We start from the raw sequence: 16,501 nt of genomic DNA on the forward strand, positions 1-16,501 counted from the left end.
GGGCCCGCTCACCCTCCGGCGGGCAGGCCGGTCCGTGGGGCCGTGCCCAGGTGGACGCCGACCCGCTTGACCATGAGCGTCATCTCGTAGGCGACCTGTCCGACGTCGGAGTCCGCGTCGGACAGCACGGCCAGACAGCTGCCGTCGCCCGCCGCGGTGACGAAGAGGAACGCGTCGTCCAGCTCCACGACGGTCTGCCGGACCTTGCCCGCCTCGAAGTGCCGTCCCACGCCCTTGGCGAGGCTGTGGAACCCGGAGGCGACGGCCGCGAGGTGCTCGCCGTCCTCGCGCGTGAGGTCCTTGGACGTTCCGGTGGCGAGTCCGTCACCGGAGAGCACCACCGCTTTACGGATGCTGGCGACCCGGTCCACGAGTTCGTCGAGGAGCCAGTTGAGCTCTCCGGCGGCGTTGGGGTCTATGGAGTGACGTGCTGCGGCGTTCGGTGCGGTCATCGACCGTCCCCCTCCGATGTGGTTCCTTGTATCTCGCCGGGGCCGGTGGAGTCCTCGGCATCGTTCTGCCGACGGCCACGCTGCCAGCCCCGCTGGAGCGAAGCCATGCGGCTGCGTACTTCGTCCGCGTCCCGCTCGGCGTCCTGGCCCGTGGCGGGCGAGAGGTCGGTGCCACGGTCCTGAGTGGTGTCCTTCAACTGAGGGGCCAGACTGGCCTGCCGGATCCGGCGGGGCAGCCCGTCGATCGTGGGCGGGGGCCCGTCGGACACCGGCCCGCCCGGTGCCGAGGAACGCGAGGGCTGTGCCGGTACGCCGGACCAGGTGCGGCCCGCTCCCCCGGCCGCCGGATCCGGCGCCGCCGCGGGCATGGCGCGGCCCGGCTCGTCCACGCGCCGACCGCGGTCCACGACCAGGGTCGGGGGCTTGCGGCGGGGCAGTCCGACCGGGCGCTCGGACTGGCCCGCGGTGGCGTCCGCCGGGCGCTGAGGCTGTCCGTGCCGGCCGCGCGGCGGCTGGACGGGGCGGCCGTCGCGCCGGTCGCGGAAGTCTCTGGTGTCGTCCCGCGGGCCGCGCGCGTCATCACGGCCCAGCAGACCGTCACGGGCGTCGCCGGTGCCCCGGCCGTACGCGTCGCGTGCGTCGTCTCCGGCGTACGGGACCTCAAGGCTGGAGTCGCGGAGATGTTCCCGCGCGCGGAACAGTCCGCCGCGCTCGCTCTCCGTGTCCTCGATATCGCTGATGCCGTCACCTCCGCCGAGCAGCGGCCCGCTCTCCCTTTCGAGAGCGCGTACCGGAGGTTCGAGTTCGACCGGACCGTCGAGCACGGACGGGTCGCTGCCCAGTCCCGCGGGGACCTGTGCGAGCGCCGTGCGCCGACCGCCGCCACCGCCGTCGGCGCGATGGCGGCCACGCTCCGGGGTGGTCTTGCGGTCGAGCCGGAAGCCGGTGCCCTCGGTCTCGGGCGCGTCGGTGAGCAGCGCGACCGGCAGGAACACGATCGCGGTGGTCCCGCCGTACGGGGAGGGCTGGAGCGAGACCCGGACGTTCTGCCGCTGGGCGAGCCGGCTGACCACGAACAGCCCGAGGCGGTCGGTGTCGGACAGCTCGAACTCGGGGGTCTCCGCGAGCCGCAGATTCGCGTCGAGCAGCACTTCGGGGGCCATCCCGAGACCGCGGTCGTGGATCTCCAGGGTGAATCCGTTGGCGACCCGCTCGCCGTGCACCTGCACCGCGGTGTGCGGAGGCGAGAACACCGTGGCGTTCTCCAGGAGTTCGGCGATGAGGTGGGTGAGGTCGGCGACCGCGGGGCCGCCGACGCCGATGCGCGGCAGCCTGCGGACCTCGATGCGCTCGTAGTCCTCCACCTCGGCGACCGCCGCGCGCACCACGTCCATGAGCTGGACCGGCTTGCGCCACTGCCGGGACGGGGCGGCTCCGGAGAGGATCACCAGACCCTCGGCGTGCCGCCGCATACGGGTGGTGAGGTGGTCGAGCCGGAAGAGGTCGGCCAGTTCCTCGGTGTCCTCCGTACGGCGCTCCATGGTGTCCAGGAGTGTGAGCTGACGGTGGAGCAGGACCTGGTTGCGGCGGGCGAGGTTGACGAACACCTCGGAGACGCCGCGCCGGAGGTCGGCCTGTTTCACGGCCGCTTCGACGGCGGCGCGCTGGAGCGTGTTGAGTGCCTGGCCGACCTGGCCGACCTCGTCCTTCTCGTAGTCGAGCCGTGGCGCCTCGGTCTCCACGTCGACCGGTTCGCCCGCGGCGAGCCGGCGCATGACGCTGGGCAGGCGTACGCCGGAGACCTCGTGGGCCTCCTTGCGGAGGCGGGACAGGTCGCGGATCAGATCGCGGCCGACGCGTACGGACACGATGATGGAGACGAGGAGGGCGACGAGTCCGAGCGCGGCGGCGAAGCCGACCCGTACGAAGATGTCGTTGCGTACGGGGTCGATGTGTTCCCGGTACAGCTCGGTGGCCGCGTCGCTCTCACGGGTCAGGTCCTCCAGGACCGAGGCCGTCATCCGCTGCCAGCCTTCGGCGTCGACCGTCTTCGTACGCTCGGTGGCGCCCGCCGCGACGAGACGGTTCTCCGCCTCGCGCAGCGCGAGCGTGGCGGGGGTGCGCCAGTACTGTTCGAGCGTCGCGCGGTCCGAGAGCGGCAGGTCGGCGAGGTTGGTCTCGTAGAGCAGCGTGCGGCTGGCGACCAGGTCGGAGGTGGCGCGGACGTCTTCGGGGGTCATTCTGCGCGCGATCAGCGCGGAGGCGACGAGCGCGTCCTCGCGGGAAAGCATCTCCCGCGCGCGGTCGAATCCGATCAGCGCCCGGCCCCAGTTGTCGCCGTCGACATCCTCGTATCCGTACAGGGAGGCCAGGAAGTTGTGGCTGGGGTCGACGAGTCCGTTGTAGAAGGCGAGCGCCTTCTCACGGGTGACCGTGCTCTCGTCCACGGAGCGGCGCATCAGGCCGAGGCCTTCGAGGGAATCGACGAGCCGGGTGAACCGCTCGGCCGAGATGTCGTCCATGCGGTCGAGCGCCGCTGATTCGGCTTTTCTGACCGTGATCAGGGCCCGGTCGGTGTCGCCACGCCGGGCGCGGAGTTCGGTCAGTGAGTCCGCGGCCGTGGGGTCGGCCAGAAAGATGAGTGTCTGCCGTCGTTCGCTCTGGAGGACACCGGCCATCTCCTCAACAGGGTTACCGACGGTTTTGATGACATGTCTGACATCGATGAGTTGCTTGGCCTGGCTGCCCGCGAGCGTGGTGGCCAGTCCCCAGAGGACGGTCAGCGCGACGAGCGGCACGAGCAGCAGCGCCACGATCTTCCGGCGGATGGATTTCCCGCGAAAGCGCATGGCCTCCCCCAGCTCGACCTCCCGCCCGGTTGCGGGAGATTCTCCGTCAACAAACGGCGCGAGCCTACTACTGTCGCACCAGCAACTCGAAGACACATCCGGATGTTTTTCGGCCGCTCCTTGGCGCCTTGATCATGAGTTGTCCTGGTATTCGGCGAGTTGGCTTCCTTGACGTGCCCGGCGAAGAGCAGACGGGACGGTAGATATCCGGCCGGAACAGATGGCTGAAACTGAATGTTCGCCGATCGTTCCGGGAATCTTTCGGCGCTCCCATTCGTCCTTGTGTGCGGGGATCAGGGGTTGGTTGGGAGCACTGCGGGCGGTTTCGCGCATCACATTCGGTTCCATGGCCGGCGTGAAGCGGAGCGAGCCGGGCAGTCACCCTTGAGACGGACTCGGGTGGGGAGTGACGGTCCATGGGGACGGATGAGCGGCGTGGTGCGGCGTCGGCGGAGGGGTTCGCGGAGGTGTCCCGCGGGCTCTGGGTCGAGGAGCCCGCGAAGCGGTATCGCATGCCGGACGCGGTCAGAACGGCCGCTGTACGCGCGGTGATCATCGCCGCGGTCACACTGATTCAGGCCACCATCGCGTTTCTCAGTACGCTCGCCGGTTCCTGGCTGGCGTTTCCGATGGTGTTGAGCAGTGTGGCCTCCACGGTGGTGGCGACCTGGGGTGTGCTGGACGTATGGGTGACGCGCCAGATGTGGCACCAGCGGGGCGGCGTGGTGTCCGTACCGAGCAGCACCGCGCGCCAGTTGCGCCGGGAGCGGCGCAGGGCCAGGCGCGCGGCGCGTGCCGCCGCGCGGAGTGCGGACCGCGGAGGAGCCCGGATAGGACGCGGGGCCCGGCGCGAGGGGGGCGCCGGTGCTCCGGAGACGGGCGCGGCGGAGGCCGGCCCCACGAAGCCCGGCCCCGCCAAGCCCGGCGCCCCGGTGGCCGGTGCCGCTACTCCGCGACGGGCTCCGGCGTCCGTTTGAACATCCGTGTCGCGGTGATCTCGCCGTGCACGGTCTCGCTGTCCGGGTCCTGCTCCGGCAGGCCGGGGCGCAGATGCTCCTCCACACTGATGTATTTCAGCCCCGCGCGCAGATCCGCGTCATTGCGCAACCGGATGACCAGCGGGAATTCGGCGAGCGCGGTCGTGTCGAAGAGGCCCGTGGTGTAGAGGAGCTGCACCCCCAGCGCGTCGGAGACCGCGCGCTGGAGCTCCAGCAGATAAGTGGCGTTGGCGCGCCCGATCGGATTGTCGAGGAAGAGCGTGCCCGCGTGACGGTGCTTGTCACGGCCCCGGTCGTTGCTGCGCAGGGCCGCCATCGTGCAGTAGAGGGCGATCGCGGCGGTGAGCAGCTGGCCGCCGGAGAAGACATCGCCCATCTGCCCGACCGGCACCCGCTCGGCGCGCAGCACGGCGTCGGGCTTGAGGATCTCGACGGCGACGCCTCTGGGCTGGAGCGCCGCCTGAACTCCGCGCAGCAGCAGGGACATCCCGTCCCTGCGCAGATCGGCGTTCTTCTTCAGGGCCGCGCGGGTCGCCTCGTCGACGACCTCGCCCAGCCGCTCGGTGAGCGTCGTACGGTCCGGCTCGTCGAACCGGATTCGCAGGAACTCCTGGCCGGACCACTCCCCCAGCCCTTCGGGCAGCCGGGAGAGCCGCTGCGCCGAACGGAGCGTCGTCAGCGCGGATTCCACCAGCCCGCGCAGCCGGTCCACGATGGAGTCGCGGTTGCGCTCCAACTGCGCCAGCTCGTCCGTCAGTACGCGCAGCCGGGGCGCGAACGCCTGGGCCCACGCGGCGGCGTGCTCGGGCAGCGCGGACGCGGGCAGTTCGCGGATCTGCTGCCGGGCGGGGGTGCGGACCTGTTCGTAGCGGGTGGCGTTGGCGTGCCGTACGAGCACGTCGCAGGCTTCCCGTACGCCGGCTTCCGCCGCGGAGAGGTCGGCCGCGCAGGCCCGCAGTGAACGGCGGGCCTCGGCCGTGGAGTGCCGCGCCTCCTCCGGCGTGCCGGGGTACGGCTCGGGTGCCTGGGCCTCCTCGTCGCCGCGCCTCGGGTCGTGATCGTCGGCCGCAGCTCCGCGCAGCGGATCGCGCAGGAGGGCGGCCGTCTCGTCGAAACCGCCCGCCCCGTCCTCGGCGGCGCGGTGCGCGTACAGCAGCTCGCCGTGCGCGGCGCGCGCGGTCTCCAGCGCGTCGGTCCGTACGGCGAGTTCGGTGGTGGCGCCACGCAACAGGGTCTGCGCCCGCTCGGCGTCGGCCGGGACCAGCTCCGCGGGCAGTTCGGTGTGCGCGTCGCCGTCCTCGGGGGCCAGCCGCTCCGCCTCGCCGCGGAACCGGCCCAGCTGCTCGCTCGCGGTGGACGCGCGCGACTCCAGCATCTGGACGAGCGATTCGGCGCGGGCGGCGGCGGCCTGCCGGGACGGGCCGTCGGCGCCGTCGGTGGATTCGAGGAGCTGGGCGGCGCGGGTACGGACCTTATTGGTGAGCCGGTCCAGCTCGGCGAGCGCGGCGCTCTCGTCGCTCTCCGCGCGCGCCTGCTCGGCCCGCAGATCGGCGCCGACGCCCACCTTCTCGTAGAGCTGGGAGGCGGCGCGGTAGGCCTCGCGCAGGGCGGGCAGCGCGGTGCGCGGGGCGTCCGCGTCCGGCGCGGGGACGTTCTCCGGGGCGCCGGCGATCTCGGCGCGTTCGGCGCGCAGGGCGCGGGCGGTGCGGCGGGCGTCGTCGGCGGCGCGCTGGGCGGCCCTGCGGTCCTCGTCGGCGGCGCGCGCCCGCTCCAGGCACACGGTCGCGCGGGCCTCGGACTCGGCGGCGTCGTCGGCCAGTTCGCGCAGCTTCGCCTGCCATCCCGACCGCTCCCGGAGCCGGAACGCGAGACCGGCCAGCGCGTCGGCGGCGCGGCGGGCGCGCTGGGCGGCCTCCTGCCGTTCGTCGCGTACCCGCGCGGTGTCCGCGGCGGCCTCGTCCGCCTCGGCGCGTGCCGTACGGGCCTCGGCGAGGGTCGCGGCGGCCGTCTCGGCCGTTTCCCTGGCGGCCCCGGCGGCGGCCGCCAGCTCCAGGAGCATGCCGGGCGGGCAGTCGGCACGCCAGGAGCCGAGCCTGGCGGCGAGCGAGCGGTCGCCGGTGAGCCGGGCCGCGAGCACCCGGATCTCCTCGTCGCGGGCCGCCGCCCGGCTGCGCAGCGCCTGGCGTTCCTCGTCGGCGGCGTGTTCGTCGTGCATGGCCGGGTTCGGCGGTACGAGGAACACCCCGCTGTCCGCCCGGCCTTCGGAGCCGGGGCCCGGTACGGGTGCCAGCAGCGCGGCGGCGGTGCCCACGGCGACCGCCGAGCGCGGCAGCAGGGCGGCGCCCGCCAGGGCGTCGCGGGCGCGGGCGTGCGAGGCGGGGTCGGTGATCACGACGCCGTCGACCAGCTCCGGCCTCGCGGCCAGCACCGCGGCGTGGTCGCCCGGGTCGACGGCCTGGGCCAGATAGCGCCAGCCGGGGAGGGCGGGGATGCCGTGCTCGCCGAGGTACTCGACGGTGGCGAGGACATCGGGCCCCGGCGGCAGCAGCCCGCCGTCACCGAGCGCGCCGAGGATTCGGGAGTCATCGGCGGCGGCGGTGCGCAGCTCGAAGAGCTGCCGCTCGGCGGAGGTGATGCCCTGGTCGAGCAGTTCACGCAGCTCGTCCGCGTACCGGTCGAGATCCTCGGGGCTCAGCGGCGCCTCGGCGGAGCGACGGGAGGGATGCCTGGCCGGGGTATCCGCCTCCTGATCAACGGTGCCGTCGCGCGGCGCGGGGACCACGGCCGGGGCGGCGGCCGTGGTCCCCGGCAGGCTGAGCAGTCCGGCCAGCCGCTCGTCCTGGGCGATCGACTCCGCCGCGCGGCGCTCCGCGTCGTACGCGTGCTCCGCGGCCTGTGCGGCGTCGGCCGCGCGGGCGGCGGCCAGTTCGGCGCGGGACTCCGCGGAGGCCGCCTCCCTGGCCCGGTCGGCGGCCGTGCGCGCGGCCTCGCGCGCGGTGTCCCAGCCGGCGACCGCGGACTTCTCCGCGTCGCTCGCGGCCAGCGCGGCGCGGGCCGGATCCGCGTCGGGCGCCGTGTCGTCGAGCCAGCCCGCGCGTACCGCCTCGGCCGTCTCCTGTCCTACCTCCGTGAGCCGCTGGCGCAGATGCCCGGCCTCGCTACGGGCACGCTGTGCCTCGGTGGCCGCCGAGGTCGCGTCGCGGTGGGCGGCCTCGCCCGTCTCCTGGAGCGCGGCGGAACGCTCCTCCTCCTCGTTCGCCAGCCGCTCGCCGTCCTCGGCGGCGGCGTGCAGCGCGCGTACGAGATCGGCCGCCGCGGTGGCCCGCGCGGCCAACGCGGGCGCGGCGTCACGCTCGGCCTCCCTGATGGCGACGGCCACGCGCGCGGAACGGTCGGCGGCGGCGCGGTGGCGCAGCACGGCCTCGGCGGCCTGCCAGGCGGAGTGCAGCGTACGGGCGTCCGTCAGCTCGCGGCGCTGCGCGGCGGCGCGCTTCTCGGCCACCGTGAGGGCCAGCGAGGCGTGCCGGTAGGCCAGTTCGGCCGCGATCAGCGCACCGCGGCCGCGCTCCTGCTCGGCGGCGGTCACCGTATGGGCGGCGGCGGTCACCTGCTGAGCGAGGTCGGCGGCCCGCTCCCGCTCCTCGGCGGCACGGGCCGTGAGCCGCCGTACGAGCGTGCGGGCCCGGCGCTCGGCGCCCGCGTGGATGTCACGGGCGCGGGCGCGGGTGCCGGCCGCCTCGACGATCCGGCCGAGCAGATCGACCGAACCGGCCGTGAAGTCGCGCTCCGCGGTGAGTTCCGCACGGCGGCCGAGCTTGTTCCCGAAACCCCCGACGAGATCCGCGAATCCGTCGGTGTCCCGGGTGTCGGTGACGGCCCGCAGCAGAAGATCGGTGAAGTCGGAGTCCTTCTTTACCGCGAAGAGGCCCGCCGCCTCACCCTCGTCGGCGTTCATCTCGCGCTGGTAGCGGAAGAGTTCGGGGTCGAGCCCCAGCTCGCCGAGGTGCTCGTTCCAGCGGTCGTGGATCTCCTCCCAGTGGACGTCGAGATGCGGATAGACCTTGCCCGCCTCGGTGAAGGCGTCCCGGAAACCCTTCATCGTGCGCCGCCTCCCCCGGGCTCCCGAGGCACCCTCCACGGGCGGCCGGACAGCGGTGGACTCCGCGACGGGCAGCGAGTCGAGGCTGAGCCCGGGGCCCGGCCGGAAGGAGTACCAGCCCTCGGCGAACTTCCGCGGATCGTTGGACACCTGACGGCCGCGCCACTCACTGGCCTTGCCGACCACCACGAGTTCACCGGTGAGCGTGTGCTGCCATTCCAGCGCGACATGGCCGCAGTCGTCCGCCAGAAGGAACTTCCTCAGCACACCGGAGCTGGCGCCGCCGAGCGTATTGCGGTGTCCCGGCAGCATCACCGAGAAAATCAGCTTGAGCAGCACGGACTTGCCGCCGCCGTTCTCCAGGAAGAGCACACCCGCGGGGGCGGGGCGGCGCGGCGGTCCGACCGGCTCCTCCTCGAAGAACTCCGCCTGGGCAGGGGCGGGGTGGGGCACGGGCGCCCCCACGCCGCGCAGATCGAGCACGGTGTCGGCGTAGCGCGCACCGGCAGGACCGATGGAGTAGAGGCGGACCCGGGACAGCTCGTACATGGCGGGGACTCTCGTCGTGGTGGGGGCGGGTTCAGGCGTGGAACGGCAGGCCGGCGTCGGCGGCCAGCTCCAGATCGTCGCCCTCGGGAGGTGGCAGCAGGGTGGCGGAGCCGTCGGTGACGGGGACGACGCCCAGCTCAAGCAGCTCGGCCATGGCCGCGTGGCCCGCCATGTCGCGGACCTGGAGCTGGTAGCGGGCGGTGGTGCGGTAGGCGCCGCCGGCGTCGTCGCCCGTGCGCTGGAGAAAACCGGAGTCGGTGAGGAACGCGACGGCCTTGCCGACGATGCCGGTGGTGGAACCGGCCAGCCTGCGAGCGTCCTTGGTCGCGCCCGTGGCACTGCGCCGCGCGTAGATCCGCCACGCCGCTTCCAGGCCGGGCTCGCCGGTCGACGGGTCGGTGTTCTCGCCCTGCTCCTCGGCGCGCTCCTCCAGCCGGTGGCAGGCCTGCCGTACGAACGCGTCGACGCCGTTGACCGTGATCCGGCCGATGTATCCGTCGTCGGCGAGGTCGGCGGGGCGGGGGAACGCCATGGCCGCGACGGCGAGATGGGCAAGGCCGTGCAGGAAGCGGTCGGCGGAGTCGGTGGCGGCGCGGCGGGCGTAGTCGCCCATCCGGACGGCGAAGACCGAGTCCTCGCCGGCGGTGACGGCCATGCCCGCGCGGGGGGAGACCTCCAGGACGACGAGGCCGAAGCCGGTGGCGATGGCGTCGGCGACGCGAGCGAAGGCGGGGTCTTCGCGGTAGCGGCGGAGGAGTTCGGCGTACTCGGCGTCGCGGGCGGGGAGCAGCTTGGGCTGGAGCCCGAAGGAGACGAGGCGGGCGGCGTCGGCGGCGTCGGCGGGGGTGACGCCGGTGGGGGGCGCGGGTGCCGTCGCGGTCTCGGTCGCGTCGGCGTCGCCGGTCTCGGTCCACGCGGCGGGGGGCTCGGCGTGGTGGTCGCTCACGGGGTCTCCTTGTGCGGGTGCGGGTGCGGGTGCGGTGCGGGGTGCGGGGTGCGGTCGCCGGGTTGCGGTTGCGTTGTCGTGGGCCGGGGGCCGGGGCCTCCGGAGGTACATGTCCGGACGGCATGATTTACGGCGCGTGACGGGCCACAGTCGGGACGCGGGCGTCCGTGCGCCACAAATCACGCTTTAGTGTCCGGACACGCACCTCCTACGACCCCGACCCCCTCCCCCCGGTGGTTCCCCACAACCCGGCGACCTGGTGGGAGGTTTGGGGCGAGTGCCGCCCGGTGGGTTCCGGTCAGTCGCCGCCTCGGCGGGGTGAGTGGGCCAGTACGGTTCCGTCCGCCTCGCGCACGGCCGCGTGGTCTGCGGCGGGAGGGGGGCGGGGTCGGAGGAGGTGCGTGTCCGGACGTAAAGCGTCGCAGCACGCGCGAAGCGCGGTGACCACGCGACGGAGTCGCAAATCGATCGCAGCGCAGTCCGGACACGCACCTCCGCAGGCCCCGGCCCCCGGCACCACCTCGAACCCGCACACGAAAACCGGCCCCAGCCACAACTCACTCGTCCCCGGCGCGCCCCGCGCCAAGTCGCACCGCGCTCAAGCGGGCCGTGCCCACGATCAAGTCCGCCCCGCCGAACTCCACGTCGTCGAGCCGCGTGCCGTCGTCCACCGCGAACAGCACGCTCTCCTCCCCCTGCCGGTACGCCGTCCCCACCGGCGGGCTCGCCGCGTGGATGGCCAGCAGGGCTACCAGATACGGCAGTTCGGGATCGCGGCGGCGCGCCTCCGCCAGCAGGCCCGAGAGCCGGCGCGGGGCGTCGTACTCCAGGTCGAGCAGTTCCTTCGCGCTCGCCAGCTGCTCTTCGCTGAAGCGGCTGTCGTCCGGGGTCGCGATCAGGTCCGGTTCCGGCATCTCCGCGCCCAGGTGTTCCCGCTCGACGGGTGGCGTCAGCAGCAGGTCGATGAGGTCACCGACGCGGACGGAGACGGGCGTGCGCAGGCCGGTGCCGCGGGCGAAGAACGCGTCCGTCACGCGGGTCGCCCGCTCGACGGGGAGCGGCAGCAGCGGGGCGAGCAGCTGTCCGTACAGGTCGAGGCCCGTGTGGGCGGTGGGCCGGGCGAAGGCCTGCCGGTCCTGTTCCGCGCGGAAGAGCGGGCCGGCCTCCAGCAGCCGGGACTGGAGCTGGGTGTGCCGGCGGATGCAGTCCTTGACGATGTCGACCAGCTCGGCGGCGCGCCGCTTGTGCTCGGCGGTCTTCGGGTCCGCGCCGGTCTCGGCCTCGTCGCGTGCCTTGCGGATGTTGGTCAGGATCGCGTTCTCGTGGCGGTACCGGTCGGCGACATGGTCGAGGGCTTCGTCGATCAGGTCCGGTACGGCGTTGAGCCAGTCGACCGCCCGTACGTTGCGGCGGGTCGCCTCCAGCGTCCTGCGAAGCGTCTCCGCGTACTGCACGGTGCGGTATCTGGCCTGTTCGGCGGCGAGTTGGGCGTCGGCGAGTCTGCCGCGGCTGATCAGCACTTCGAGCTTGACCTCGGCGGCGATCTGCGCGCTCGTGACATCCGTGTCGAGCGCGCCGACCAGGACGTTGACCGCTTCGTCGGTGGTCCGCAGGAAGACGCCGCCGTGCCCGGGGACCTCTTCGATGAGCTTGAAGTCGTAGTCCCTGCGGGTGTAGACGCCGTCGGTGCCGAACGTGCCGTAGACCGCGCGGAATCCGCGGTCCACGCTGCCGACGTTGATGAGATTCTCCAGCACCCAGCGGGCGACGCGCTCATGCTCCGCGACCGGGCGGCGGGGCGCCTGCGCGGCGACGCGTGGCAGGAGTCTGGACACGATCTGCTCGTGGTCGGCGCCGGTGTCGAAGTCCATGTTCAGCGTGACCAGATCGATGGCCGAGAGCGCGACCTCGGCCATCGCGTAGACGGAGTACTCACCCGCGAGATTGGCCTTGCGGGTGTCCAGGTCGTGCAGCGGCGCGGTGCAGGCGAGCGCGCGCAGCCGCCGCGCGAGCCCTTCGTCGGCGGCCGGGCCCTGTGCGGGCCGCGGCCCCGCGCTGAGCTGGGGCGGAACGAAGTCCGTCGGGGCAGGCGAAGTCACGCTGCACAGATTATGTCCTCGCACTGACAACGGGCGAAACGGTGCGGAAGCGGCCCCCGCCTCACTCCGTCCCGTCCTCGGCGACGAGCCTCGCGTACACCTCCACAAGCTGCTCGCGCGAGTCGTCCAGATACGTGGCGAGCATCCGTTCCGTGCCTTCCCTGTCCCCGGATCCCAGGGACTCCAGGAGCTGCCGGTTCCGTACGAGGTACGGCTCGTGCAGCAGGCGCGGGTCGTCCACCACATGGAAGGCGAGCCGTAGTTCGGCCAGTACGGCGCTCATCAGTTCGTCGGTGCGTACGCTGCCCGCCAGCGCGACCAGTTCGCGGTGGAAGTGGATGTTCGCCGTCGACACGCCCTTCCAGTGCCCCTCGCGGGCCGCCCGCCGGCCGTTGGAGACCGCCTTCTCCAGGCCGTCGAGCGTGAACGGGGGTTCGCCGAGGCCGCGTACGACGGCGCATTCGATCAGCCGGCGCGTGCGGTAGATGTCCTCGACGTCCTCGACCGCGAGCACCCGCACGAAGACCCCGCGGTTGAGTTCGTGGACGAGCAGCCGCTCGTGCGTGAGCAGCCGGAACGCCTCGCGCAGCGTGTTGCGGGAGACGACCAGCGCCTTGCCGATGGACTCCTCGGAGAGCCGTTCGCCGGGCTGGAAGTAGCCCTCCGCGATACGGGTGCGCAGGATGTCCGCGACCCGTTCCGCCGTGCTGGTACGGCCCAGCAGGGGGCGGTCGTCCGCCAGCTCGCCGAGTTCGGTCCCGCTCGTCGCCACAGCGCCCTCTTCCGTCTCCGTTCGCGTACGGACTCATCGTAGAAGCAAGAACGAAACAACAAGAGTCTTGTCGGATCGTTCAACAATCCCCTACGGTCTTCTCAGCTCACGTCCCAGCACACTCCCCTTCCTGCGAGGTGCAGATGAGCACGACCCAAGCACGCCTGAGCAAGGACGGACTTCCCGAGGACACCGGCGCGCTCGCCTGGCTGCGGGCCCTGGGGCCGCAGGGGCGCCGGGCCTTCGCCGGCGCGTTCGGCGGCTACGGCCTGGACTCGTACGACTTCTTCACGCTGCCGCTGTCCATGGTGGCGATCGCCGCGTACTTCAGCCTCGACAGCGGCCAGACGGGGCTGCTCACCACCGTCACCCTCGTCGTCTCGGCCGTCGGCGGGGCGATCGCCGGAGTGCTCGCCGACCGCATCGGCCGGGTCAAGGCCCTGATGATCACCGTCATCACCTACGCGGTCTTCACCGTGCTCTGCGGATTCGCGCCCAACTACGAGACGCTGCTGGTCTTCCGCGCCCTCCAGGGGCTGGGCTTCGGCGGCGAGTGGGCGGTCGGCGCGATCCTCGTCGCGGAGTACGCCTCCGGCAAGCACCGCGGCCGTACGCTCGGTGCCGTCCAGAGCGCCTGGGCGGCCGGCTGGGCGCTCGCTGTCATCGTCTACACGCTGGTCTTCCAGTTCCTCGACGCGGACACCGCGTGGCGCGTGATGTTCTGGACGGGCGCGCTGCCCGCCCTGCTGATCGTCTACGTACGACGCAACGTCCACGACGCGCCCGAGGCCGCCGCGCAGCGCCGCGAGAGCGTGGAGAAGGGTTCGTTCGCCGCGATCTTCCGCGCGGATCTGCTGCGTACGACGTTCTTCGCGACGCTGATGTCCACCGGAGTGCAGGGCGGTTACTACACGCTCGCCACCTGGGTACCGACCTATCTCAAGACGGAGCGCGGCCTCACGGTGGTCGGCACCGGCGGCTATCTGACGTTCCTGATCAGCGGGGCCTTCATCGGCTATCTGACCGGTGGCTATCTCACCGACCGGCTGGGCAGGAAGAAGAACATCGCGATCTTCGCCGTCCTGTCCGCCGCCGCCATCCTGGCCTACATCAATATCCCGGCGGGGGCGGACGGTCTGCTGCTCGTCCTCGGATTCCCGCTCGGCTTCTGCATGTCGGCCATCTTCAGCGGCTTCGGCTCGTTCCTCAGCGAGTTGTATCCGACGGCGGTGCGCGGTACGGGCCAGGGCTTCACGTACAACACCGGGCGGGCCGTGGGCGCGCTCTTCCCCACCCTTGTCGGCTTCCTGGCGACCAGCTGGGGGGTGGGGGGCGCCCTGGTCTTCGGAGCGGTCGGTTACGGTCTCGCGGTAGTCGCGTTGATCGGGCTGCCCGAAACCCGCGGCCGCGAACTGCTCACACCCGAGCCGATCGGAAGGTGACTCCATGACCTGGGCGTCCATCGATCTCAACGCCGACCTCGGCGAGGGCTTCGGCCACTGGCGGCTGACCGAGGACGAGGAACTGCTCTCCGTCGTCACCAGCGCCAATGTGGCGTGCGGCTTTCACGCCGGGGACGCGGCCACCATGCGGCGGGTCTGCGGCTGGGCCGTCGAGCGCGGGGTCCGGATCGGCGCCCAGGTCTCGTACCGCGATCTGGCCGGCTTCGGCCGCCGCTCGATGGAGGTGCCCGCGGACGAGCTGGCCGCCGAGGTCGCCTACCAGATCGGCGCGCTGGAGGTGTTCGCGAAGGCGGCGGGCGCCCATGTCGCCTATGTCAAACCGCATGGCGCCCTCTACAACAGGGTGGTCCATGACGCGGAGCAGGCCGAGGCCGTCGTGGAGGGCGTGCTGCTGACCGGTGAGCGACTGCCGCTGCTCGGGCTGCCCGGCTCCCTGCTCCATGACGTGGCGGAGAAGGCCGGACTGCCCACCGTCACCGAGGCGTTCGCCGACCGGGCCTACACCTCGGAGGGCACGCTCGTGCCGCGCGGGCAGGACGGCGCCGTGATCACGGACGCCTCCGCGGTGGTGGAACGGTCCGTCTCCATGGCCCGGTTCGGCGTGGTGACCTCCCTGTACGGACGGTCCGTCGGCGTCCGCGCCCGCTCGCTCTGCCTGCACGGCGACACCCCCGGCGCGGTGGATCTCGCCCGCCGGGTGCGCCACCGGCTGGAGGCCGCCGGTGTCCGGGTGGAGTCCTTCGTATGAGGGCGCTGCCGGTCGGCGACCGGGCGCTCCTGATCGAACTGGCCGACGGCGAGGAGACGGCGGCGTTCCACGCCGAGTTGCTGCGCCGCCGCGCCGCGGGCGTCCTGCCGCCGGTGCGGGAGATCGTCCCCGCGGCTCGTACCGTACTGCTCGACGGCCTGGAGGATCCGGCGCGCTTCGCCGCCGGGCTGGACGGCTGGCGGTCCGAGGCGCCGGACGCGCGCGTGCCGGACACCGTGGAACTGCCGGTCCGCTACGACGGTCCGGATCTGGCGGAGGTCGCCGCGCTGTGGGGTGTGCCGGCCGAGGAGGTGGCGCGGATCCACTCGGCGGCCGAATTCCGGGTCGCCTTCTGCGGGTTCGCGCCGGGCTTCGGCTATCTCACCGGGCTGCCCGCGCCGTACGCCGTACCCCGCAGGCCCACTCCCCGTACCGCCGTCCCGCCGGGTTCGGTCGCTCTCGCGGGCCCGTACACCGGGGTGTATCCGCGCTCCTCGCCCGGCGGGTGGCAGCTGATCGGGACGACGGACACCGTCCTGTGGGACCCGGCGCGGGTGCCTGCGGCGCTGCTCGCGCCCGGGACGCGGGTGCGCTTCGTGGCGGCGGCCGCGGCGACGGCGGCCGGACGATGACGGACCGGGCGCTCTCCGTCGTACGGTCCGGGGCGCTGACCACCGTGCAGGACCTCGGCCGGTTCGGGCACGCCCATCTGGGGGTGCCGCGCTCCGGGGCCCTCGATCCGCCGGCGCTGCGGCTGGTCAACCGGCTGGTGGGCAATCCGGAGGGCGCCGCGGCGCTGGAGACGACGCTGGACGGCGTCGCGGTACGGCCGCGCTGCGCGGTGACCGCGGCGGTCGCCGGAGCGCCGTGCCCGGTCCTGGTCGACGGGCGCCCCGCTCCCTGGGGCGCTCCCGTGCGGGTGCCCGCGGGCGCGCTGCTGGAGGTCGGAAGGGTCGTTTCCGGGGTCCGCAGTTATGTGGCGTTCGGCGGTGGGGTGGCGGTGGAGCCGGTGCTCGGCAGCCGGTCGACGGATCTGCTGTCGGGCCTCGGTCCTGCGCCGCTGCGCGACGGTACGGTCCTGCCGCTGGGCGCGGTGACGGGGAGCGCGGCGCCGGTCGACGCGGTACCCACACCGGCCCCGCCCGCCGAACTGGTGCTGCGGATACGGCTCGGGCCGCGCGACGACTGGTTCACGGGCGCGGCCCTGCGCACGCTGGCCACGCGCGTCTACCGGGTATCGGCCGCGAGCAACCGTATCGGCCTGCGTACGGAGGGCCCGCCCCTGGAGCGTGCCGTCCCGGCCGAGCTGCCCAGCGAGGGCATCGTGACGGGGGCCGTGCAGGTGCCGCCCGACGGCCGGCCGCTGGTCTTCCTCGCCGACCGTCCGACGACCGGCGGCTATCCGGTGATCGCGGTCGTGGCGGAGCGCGATCTCCCGGCGGCGGCGCAGGCCGCGCCGGGGACGCCCGTGCGGTTCGTCCGGGGACGCCCGCGCGGTGCGTAGTGGTACGGCACCGGTCCTCCGG

11 protein-coding genes are annotated in these 16,501 nt (G+C 73.0%); 5 read left to right on the forward strand and 6 right to left on the reverse strand.

Annotated elements, in window-relative coordinates; genetic code table 11:
- Positions 1 to 8 precede the first annotated feature (8 nt).
- Both ACFRMN_RS35480 and ACFRMN_RS35485 read right to left on the reverse strand, forming a co-directional pair.
- A complete protein-coding gene (locus ACFRMN_RS35480) occupies positions 9 to 452 on the reverse strand; it encodes a roadblock/LC7 domain-containing protein (RefSeq protein ID WP_249950954.1) in 444 nt (147 codons plus the stop codon).
- Entirely contained in the window at positions 449 to 3,301 is a 2,853-nt protein-coding gene (locus ACFRMN_RS35485; RefSeq protein ID WP_383027870.1) for a nitrate- and nitrite sensing domain-containing protein, read from the reverse strand. The genes ACFRMN_RS35480 and ACFRMN_RS35485 overlap by 4 nt, the downstream gene beginning before the upstream one ends.
- 416 nt (positions 3,302 to 3,717) lie before the next feature.
- Between ACFRMN_RS35485 and ACFRMN_RS35490 the strand changes: the two genes are divergently transcribed.
- A complete protein-coding gene (locus ACFRMN_RS35490) occupies positions 3,718 to 4,278 on the forward strand; it encodes a hypothetical protein (protein WP_383027872.1) in 561 nt (186 codons plus the stop codon).
- Here ACFRMN_RS35490 and ACFRMN_RS35495 read toward each other — a convergent pair.
- The 4 genes from ACFRMN_RS35495 to ACFRMN_RS35510 all read right to left on the reverse strand — a co-directional run bounded on the left by ACFRMN_RS35495 (position 4,247) and on the right by ACFRMN_RS35510 (position 12,764).
- Complete coding sequence (locus tag ACFRMN_RS35495) at positions 4,247 to 8,947, reverse strand: hypothetical protein (protein ID WP_383027875.1); 4,701 nt, start codon at positions 8,945 to 8,947, stop codon at positions 4,247 to 4,249. The two genes, ACFRMN_RS35490 and ACFRMN_RS35495, sit on opposite strands and share 32 nt — an antisense overlap.
- A 31-nt stretch (positions 8,948 to 8,978) precedes the next feature.
- Complete coding sequence (locus tag ACFRMN_RS35500) at positions 8,979 to 9,893, reverse strand: hypothetical protein (RefSeq protein ID WP_383027877.1); 915 nt, start codon at positions 9,891 to 9,893, stop codon at positions 8,979 to 8,981.
- A 557-nt stretch (positions 9,894 to 10,450) separates the two neighbouring features.
- Positions 10,451 to 11,992, reverse strand: a complete 1,542-nt coding sequence (locus ACFRMN_RS35505; protein WP_383027879.1) for a hypothetical protein — start codon at positions 11,990 to 11,992, stop codon at positions 10,451 to 10,453.
- A 61-nt stretch (positions 11,993 to 12,053) separates the two neighbouring features.
- A complete protein-coding gene (locus ACFRMN_RS35510) occupies positions 12,054 to 12,764 on the reverse strand; it encodes a GntR family transcriptional regulator (RefSeq protein WP_383027882.1) in 711 nt (236 codons plus the stop codon).
- Positions 12,765 to 12,907: 143 nt separating this feature from the next.
- Between ACFRMN_RS35510 and ACFRMN_RS35515 the strand changes: the two genes are divergently transcribed.
- The 4 genes from ACFRMN_RS35515 to ACFRMN_RS35530 are packed head-to-tail and all read left to right on the forward strand — an operon-like array spanning position 12,908 to position 16,479.
- Complete coding sequence (locus ACFRMN_RS35515; protein ID WP_383027884.1) at positions 12,908 to 14,206, forward strand: MFS transporter; 1,299 nt, start codon at positions 12,908 to 12,910, stop codon at positions 14,204 to 14,206.
- Positions 14,207 to 14,210: 4 nt separating this feature from the next.
- A complete protein-coding gene (locus tag ACFRMN_RS35520; protein WP_383027887.1) occupies positions 14,211 to 14,975 on the forward strand; it encodes a LamB/YcsF family protein in 765 nt (254 codons plus the stop codon).
- On the forward strand, positions 14,972 to 15,607 hold the full coding sequence (locus tag ACFRMN_RS35525; protein WP_383027889.1) for an allophanate hydrolase subunit 1: 636 nt from the start codon (positions 14,972 to 14,974) through the stop codon (positions 15,605 to 15,607). The genes ACFRMN_RS35520 and ACFRMN_RS35525 overlap by 4 nt, the downstream gene beginning before the upstream one ends.
- Positions 15,604 to 16,479 carry a biotin-dependent carboxyltransferase family protein gene (locus tag ACFRMN_RS35530; RefSeq protein ID WP_383027892.1) on the forward strand — a complete coding sequence of 292 codons (876 nt, stop codon included), beginning with the start codon at positions 15,604 to 15,606 and terminating at the stop codon, positions 16,477 to 16,479. Before ACFRMN_RS35525 ends, ACFRMN_RS35530 begins: the two co-directional genes overlap by 4 nt.
- The last annotated feature ends 22 nt before the right edge of the window (positions 16,480 to 16,501 follow it).

Source organism: Streptomyces sp. NPDC056835 (assembly GCF_042789485.1).
In the GTDB taxonomy this organism is placed as follows: domain Bacteria; phylum Actinomycetota; class Actinomycetes; order Streptomycetales; family Streptomycetaceae; genus Streptomyces.

Coding starts and splice junctions, on each gene's coding strand:
- ACFRMN_RS35480 (WP_249950954.1), bottom strand. CDS start 452: ATGACCGCACCGAACGCCGCAGCACGTCACTCCATAGACCCCAACGCC.
- ACFRMN_RS35485 (WP_383027870.1), bottom strand. CDS start 3,301: ATGCGCTTTCGCGGGAAATCCATCCGCCGGAAGATCGTGGCGCTGCTG.
- ACFRMN_RS35515 (WP_383027884.1), top strand. CDS start 12,908: ATGAGCACGACCCAAGCACGCCTGAGCAAGGACGGACTTCCCGAGGAC.
- ACFRMN_RS35495 (WP_383027875.1), bottom strand. CDS start 8,947: ATGTACGAGCTGTCCCGGGTCCGCCTCTACTCCATCGGTCCTGCCGGT.
- ACFRMN_RS35520 (WP_383027887.1), top strand. CDS start 14,211: ATGACCTGGGCGTCCATCGATCTCAACGCCGACCTCGGCGAGGGCTTC.
- ACFRMN_RS35530 (WP_383027892.1), top strand. CDS start 15,604: ATGACGGACCGGGCGCTCTCCGTCGTACGGTCCGGGGCGCTGACCACC.
- ACFRMN_RS35525 (WP_383027889.1), top strand. CDS start 14,972: ATGAGGGCGCTGCCGGTCGGCGACCGGGCGCTCCTGATCGAACTGGCC.
- ACFRMN_RS35490 (WP_383027872.1), top strand. CDS start 3,718: ATGGGGACGGATGAGCGGCGTGGTGCGGCGTCGGCGGAGGGGTTCGCG.